This is a genomic window from Marinifilum caeruleilacunae, from assembly GCF_013141825.1.
GTDB lineage: Bacteria > Bacteroidota > Bacteroidia > Bacteroidales > Marinifilaceae > Marinifilum > Marinifilum caeruleilacunae.
Genome location: NZ_RZNH01000015.1, coordinates 95,935 through 102,456, shown reverse-complemented (window position 1 = coordinate 102,456; position 6,522 = coordinate 95,935). Strand labels below are relative to the sequence as shown.

The 6,522-nt window shown below is 36.6% G+C and carries 5 protein-coding genes and 1 tRNA gene; 3 read left to right on the top strand and 3 right to left on the bottom strand.

The genetic code is table 11. The features are described 5' to 3' along the window. Positions 1 to 162: 162 nt before the first annotated feature. From ELS83_RS10740 to ELS83_RS10730, 3 genes are all read right to left on the bottom strand, one after another. Positions 163 to 816: a redox-sensing transcriptional repressor Rex gene (locus ELS83_RS10740; RefSeq protein WP_171595571.1), complete on the bottom strand. Its 654-nt coding sequence runs from the start codon at positions 814 to 816 to the stop codon at positions 163 to 165. A gap of 151 nt (positions 817 to 967) precedes the next feature. After that, positions 968 to 1,042, bottom strand: a tRNA-Val gene (locus tag ELS83_RS10735). A gap of 59 nt (positions 1,043 to 1,101) precedes the next feature. Further along, positions 1,102 to 2,388 carry a bifunctional folylpolyglutamate synthase/dihydrofolate synthase gene (locus ELS83_RS10730; protein ID WP_171595570.1) on the bottom strand — a complete coding sequence of 429 codons (1,287 nt, stop codon included), beginning with the start codon at positions 2,386 to 2,388 and terminating at the stop codon, positions 1,102 to 1,104. A gap of 267 nt (positions 2,389 to 2,655) precedes the next feature. On the opposite strand from ELS83_RS10730, the gene ELS83_RS10725 reads away from it, so the two are divergent. From ELS83_RS10725 to mtaB, 3 genes are all read left to right on the top strand, one after another. Continuing rightward, positions 2,656 to 3,987, top strand: a complete 1,332-nt coding sequence (locus ELS83_RS10725; RefSeq protein WP_171595569.1) for a PhoH family protein — start codon at positions 2,656 to 2,658, stop codon at positions 3,985 to 3,987. A gap of 102 nt (positions 3,988 to 4,089) precedes the next feature. Next, on the top strand, positions 4,090 to 4,995 hold the full coding sequence (locus ELS83_RS10720) for a Ppx/GppA phosphatase family protein (RefSeq protein ID WP_216616492.1): 906 nt from the start codon (positions 4,090 to 4,092) through the stop codon (positions 4,993 to 4,995). A gap of 101 nt (positions 4,996 to 5,096) precedes the next feature. Beyond that, complete coding sequence (gene mtaB / locus ELS83_RS10715) at positions 5,097 to 6,458, top strand: tRNA (N(6)-L-threonylcarbamoyladenosine(37)-C(2))-methylthiotransferase MtaB (RefSeq protein WP_249414439.1); 1,362 nt, start codon at positions 5,097 to 5,099, stop codon at positions 6,456 to 6,458. Positions 6,459 to 6,522 lie beyond the last annotated feature (64 nt).

Genomic DNA, 6,522 nt, shown 5'->3' with positions numbered 1-6,522 from the left:
ATCTGTTTGGATCTATAATAACAAGAGACCTCATTTGAGTTTGAATTATAAAACACCTAATTTTATACATCAAAAATCCAGTGAGGCTAGCCTCACTGGATCATATAATTAATTTATAAATGTGTCAACCTATTTTAGGACGACTCAATCATATTACAATACTTATTCTTCTTTTCTTTCGTGGTGCAGCTTGTTAAAAATAATTGCAAGGTTCGAATACAAAGTGGTATTCTGTACAATAATATCATCTGGCACCTTAATTCTTGCAGGCGTAAAATTCCAAATTGCCTTAATTCCCCATGCAACCATTAAGTCGGCTACTGTTTGTGCATTTTCGGCTGGAACAGTAATAATTCCCATAATTACATTTAACTCCTGTGCCAAATCTCTAAACTGGTCGATGTGAAAAACTTCTACATCGTTTATTTTTCGTCCAATAGTTGCCGGATTCACATCGAAAGCCGCTTCGATATTTAGTCCAAAATGATTCAATCCACTATCGTGCAGCAGTGCTGAACCCAAAGAACCTGCACCTACAAGAAATGCATTGTCCATTACCGAAAATCCAAGAAATTCAGATAGAACATCAACAATTGCTTTTACCTCGTAGCCTACCCTGGTTTTACCTACAATTGTGGTGTAGGATAAATCCTTCGTAACCTGCGTAGGATCTATATTCATGTAATTTGCAATTTGTGTAGATGATACAAACTGCTGTCCTTTTCGCAACAAGCCTTCAGCAAAAGCCAAATAAGAAGGCATACGTCTGATAGTAGGTTCTGGAACCCCCTGAATTTTTTTAGAATATTGAACCATAGTAATTTTCTTATACCAAAATCAAGACAAAAATAAAGAAGTTTTCATTAAAGAAAAATTTCTTTAATGATTTTTTTACGAATTACTTATAAATGATTTTTTGGCGCTGGGGATGAGTTGTTCGTTTTTCAACGCTAAACAACTGAAAAAGTGGGCGATATAAGATTCGAACTTATGACCCCTTGGGTGTAAACCAAGTGCTCTGAACCAACTGAGCTAATCGCCCCTATGAGTGTGCAAATATAAACAGAAAAATTTACGATGCAATATTTTTTTTGTTTTTGTTTACACAACCTCTGCTACAACAAATGTACTGCCTCCAACAAAAATTAAATCTTCTTTTTCCGATTCTTGTTTTGCTGCGCATAAGGCTTCCTCTACACTTGGGTAGGTTTTCCCTTGTAAATCATAGGCATTGGCAAGCTCTTTTAATTTCATTTCATCCAATGCTCTAGGAATACTTGCACGGGTAAAATAGTAAACTGCTTCCTTTGGCATTAAAGAAAGAACCTCATCGGTATTTTTATCATCAACCAGGCCAAAAACAACATGTAGTTTTCTGTAATCAGTCATGCCGATTTGCTCAATTATTTCTCTAATGCCTGCTGCATTATGCCCTGTATCACAAATTACCTTTGGTTCCTCCTGCAAAATCTGCCAGCGTCCCAAAAGCCCCGTTTCCTTTACGATTTCTGATAAACCAGAACGCAAATTCTCATCACTAATATCTATTCCCTTCTTCCTAAGCTGATCAATCGCACAAATTGCAGTTCTGATATTTTTCTGTTGGTATTTTCCCAGCAGATCACATTCAATCTTGAATTTGCCCTCATCCTTTACGGATACAAAATCCAGTTCCTGTCTTCCTGCTTTAATCACAGCATTTTTTAACTGGTAACAATCCTCGGAAAATTCTATATCCGATCCTCTTTCCTGGGCAATCGATTTAAAAACATCTTCGATAAGCTCTTGTCTCTCTCCTACTACAACGGGAATACCTGGTTTTATAATACCACCCTTTTCTTTGGCAATGGTGGCAATATCGTTCCCCAATAAGTTGGTATGATCTTTACTGATATTGGTAATTACCGAAACCAGTGGAGTAATAATATTGGTAGAATCCAACCTTCCCCCTAAACCAACTTCAATCACGGCAATATCAACCTCTTCTTTTGCAAAGTATTCAAAAGCCAATGCTACAGTCATTTCAAAAAATGACGGTTTCAACTCTTCAAATTTTTCTTTGTGATTTGCAATAAAATCGATTACAGCCGATTCGGAAATTACCTCCCCGTTAATTTTAATTCTCTCGCGAAAATCGCGCAAATGAGGCGAGGTGTACAATCCAACTTTTAAACCAGATTTTTGCAATACCGAAGCAATAGAGTGCGATACAGAGCCTTTACCATTGGTTCCTGCAACATGAACCGACTTAAATTTTTTATGCGGATGATTAAAATAAGAATCCATGGCCAAAGTATTGTCCAAATCGGCCTTGTAAGCAGCTTTCCCTGTGCGTTGGTACATGGGTAGCTGAGTAAACATATAATCGAGTGTTTCCTGATAAGTCATGCTAAAAATCTTTACTGATTTTAAATCCAATGCAAAGAAGGATAAAAAATCTTAAAAAAATATTTCATAGCGTTATTTTCCTTTATTTTTTGCTAAATTAAAAGTATCAAAAGCTATCAGGTTTGAAATCCTAAAAGAAAGAAATCCTTACATATTGATTATTAATCAGAAAGCAGAAGTCTAACCAGTTCGAATTGAAATAGTTTTTGAAAGCAATAAAAATTCGACATTCAAAAGGTCGAAATTAACCTCTTAGAACTTCCCAATATGGCAAAACTCAAAAAGATTTTCGTTTTGGACACAAACGTAATCCTTCACGATTTTAATTCTATTTACAATTTTGAAGAGAATGATGTTGTGATTCCAATAACCGTACTTGAAGAATTAGATAAATTTAAAAAAGGTAACGATCAGATTAATTTTCATGCACGAGAATTTACCCGGGAATTGGATAGAATTTCGGGAGATAACCTATTTAAAGATGGAGCCAATCTTGGTAAAGGCTTAGGAACTCTTTTTATTGAAACAGGAAAGGAGTTTTCTCCAACAATGAAGGCATCCTTCCACGAAAATATTCCCGACCATAGAATACTGGCAATTACCGAACATATTTTTAAGCAATACAAGCGTAAAAAAGTAATTCTTGTTACCAAGGATATTAACCTGAGAATGAAGGCCAAATCGCTTGGAATACTTGCTGAAGATTATAAAAATGACCAGGTTCAGGATCTGGATGATGTAATGAGTCTGGGCATTACGACTCTTGAAAATTTTGATGACGCAAAAATCTCATCTTTGTACAAAAGTCATGAAGGCATTCCGGAAGAAGAATTTGGAGTGGACCTGTTAAAATCGGGACATGAATATTTCATTTTGAAAGGCAGCAACTCCAGTGCACTGGCACACTACGATCCGGTGGAACGATTAATTACAAGGGTTGAAAAACCAAATGCTTATGGCATTTATCCAAGAAACGCCGAGCAAACTTTCTCGATGAATGCATTGTTGGATCCAAAAATATCATTAGTTGCCTTAACCGGGAAGGCTGGAACAGGAAAAACTCTTCTGGCACTAGCCTCTGCCCTCGCGCAGAATGATATGTACGATCAAATCTTTTTGGCACGCCCAATTGTTGCTTTGGCCAATAAGGATTTGGGTTATTTGCCTGGTGATGCCAAAGAAAAAATTGGCCCTTACATGCAGCCATTGTTCGACAATCTGAGTGTAATCAAACACAAGTTTAATATCCACAGTAAAGAATTTCTGAAGATTGATGAACTTCTGAAAGAAGAGAAGTTACAAATTACGCCTTTGGCATACATTCGTGGTAGGAGTTTATCGAATACCTACTTTATTGTAGACGAGGCTCAGAACCTTACGCCGCACGAAATAAAAACTGTAATTACCAGGGCTGGCGAAGGAACAAAAATGATTTTTACAGGAGATATCGAACAGATCGATTCACCCTATCTGGATAAAAAATCAAACGGATTGGCATACTTGTCGGATCGCATGAAAGGTCAGGACATTTTTGCTCATGTTAACTTGTTAAAAGGAGAAAGAAGTCATCTTGCCGAACTAGCCAGTAATTTGCTATAAAGTAACAAGTTGCATTACTCCTAAATTTCCTTTAAATTGATTAGTGAAAAGCATATATTAATCAATGCTTGACACCAAAATTTATAATCAAAACCACCGCGTATGAAAATAATGAAGTTTGCTGCCATAGACATCGGATCGAATGCCATCCGATTATTGTTTATGAACGTATTTGAGGAGGGCGGAAATACGCATTTCAAAAAATCATCTTTAATCAGGGTTCCTATTCGATTGGGTACTGATACTTTCATCGATAAATTCATTTCTCCAGCTAAAGGCGAAAAGTTAATTAAATCAATGAAAGCCTTCAGGCATTTGATGGAAGTTCATGAAATTGTAAATTACAGGGCATGCGCCACTTCCGCCATGCGTGAAGCCGCTAATGGCCCCGAAATTATCAGGCGTATCGAAGAAGAATCTGATATAAAAATCGATATTATTGACGGCAAAGAAGAGGCAAGTATCATTTTTGACAATAAAATCGCAGATACTTTAGAGCCCCATAAAGATTACCTCTATGTTGATGTTGGTGGTGGTAGTACCGAAATCACTTTGTTTTCCAAGGGAGTCTGTACTTTCTCTGCATCCTTTAATGTTGGAACCATTAAAATCTTGAAAGATTGTGTGCCTAAGGGTGAATTCATAAGAATTAAAGAGTGCTTGCTTGACATCTGTCCAAATTGCGAAAATATTGAGATTATCGGATCGGGAGGAAACATCAACCGATTGGTAAAGCTTGCCACTCCTCGAAAAGAAAAATATTTAAGCTACAAGGAGTTAAAGAATATTTATTACGATTTAAAGCAGTACACTCACGAAGAATTGATGATTCATTACAACATGAATCCCGACAGGGCCGATGTAATTATTCCAGCTGCCACAATCTTCCTAAGTGTGATGGAATGGGCAAAAGCGGAAAGAATTCATGTTCCGAAAATTGGTGTATCAGATGGTATTGTGCATCAATTGTATAAAGAATATAAGTCGAACAGGCTTCTAATTAGTTAGGAATTGCCCGAAAACCTAATTCTTTTTATAAATTTGCAAACTATTTTATTTGTAATAATTAGAACTGATTCAATTGAAATTGATTCAGTTCTTTTTTTATCATGATCATTGATTCAGCAGAGGGAAAGAATATGTTGCAAGGTAAGACAGTTGCATTTTACACTTTAGGGTGCAAGTTGAATTTTTCGGAAACTTCAACCATCGGAAGGTCTTTTAAAGAAATGGGTTTCGAAACGGTGAAAATGACCGAAAAAGCTGATATATACGTAATCAATACCTGTTCGGTAACCGATCAGGCCGATAAAAAATGCCGACAAGCCATTAAAAAGGTAATAAAAACCAATCCGAATGCCTTTGTTGCAGTAATTGGTTGCTACGCGCAATTAAAGCCAAAGGAAATTCTTGAAATTCCAGGAGTCAATTTGGTTCTGGGTGCCAACGAAAAGTTCAATATCCATAAATACATCGATCATTTGGAAAAAAATGGAACTGGAGATCTTCAGCCATGCGAGGTAGAATCGGTTAAAGATTTTCATTCTTCCTACTCGATGGGTGACAGAACCCGATGTTTCCTGAAAATTCAGGATGGTTGTAATTATTTCTGCACCTATTGTACCATTCCTTATGCAAGAGGTCGAAGTAGAAACAATAGCATTGCAGATACTGTAAAACAAGCCGAAAAGGTTGCTGCTGAAGGAGCAAAAGAAATTATTCTTACAGGAGTGAACATTGGTGATTTCGGGAAAAGTACCAATGAAACTTTTCTTGACCTGATTAAAGAACTGGAGAAGGTAGATGGCATTGAACGTTTCAGAATTTCGTCGATAGAACCAAATTTACTGAGCAATGAAATTATCGATTTTGTTGCCCAATCGAAAAAGTTTGTGAATCATTTTCACATTCCGCTGCAAGCCGGCTCGAACAAGGTGCTGAAATTGATGAAGAGAAGATATGACAGGGAATTGTTCGCTCAGAGAATTGAGAAAATCAAGTCATTACTTCCTGATGCCTTTATTGGAGTTGATGTAATTGCGGGTAGTCGTGGTGAGAGCGAAGAAGATTTTAACGACGCTTACAAATTCATTAACGAATTGCCAATTAGCCAGCTTCATGTGTTCCCGTACTCGGAACGACAAGGAACAAAGGCTTTGGAGATTAAAGAAAGTGTTCCTGTTGAAGAGAGAAAACGAAGAGCCAAAATGTTCCAGATCTTGTCTGAAAAGAAACTAAGAGCCTTTTACCAGGAACACCTGAATGAAAAGCTTGAAGTTTTATTTGAAGGGTTTAACGACAATGGTAAAATGTATGGATTTACGGAAAATTACATCAAAGTTGAAATTCCATACAATCAAAACCTGGGTAATCAGCTGGCAAAAGTACAGCTTAAGAATATCAACGATAAGGGAAATGTTAATGCCGAGTTAATAAATGCTGCTGAATTCAGTTTTAAGCCAATTATTTAACCATATTTAGATAAATGGTATTAGCTTTGATTTATAAATATCAATTTTAATTAAATACCAACTG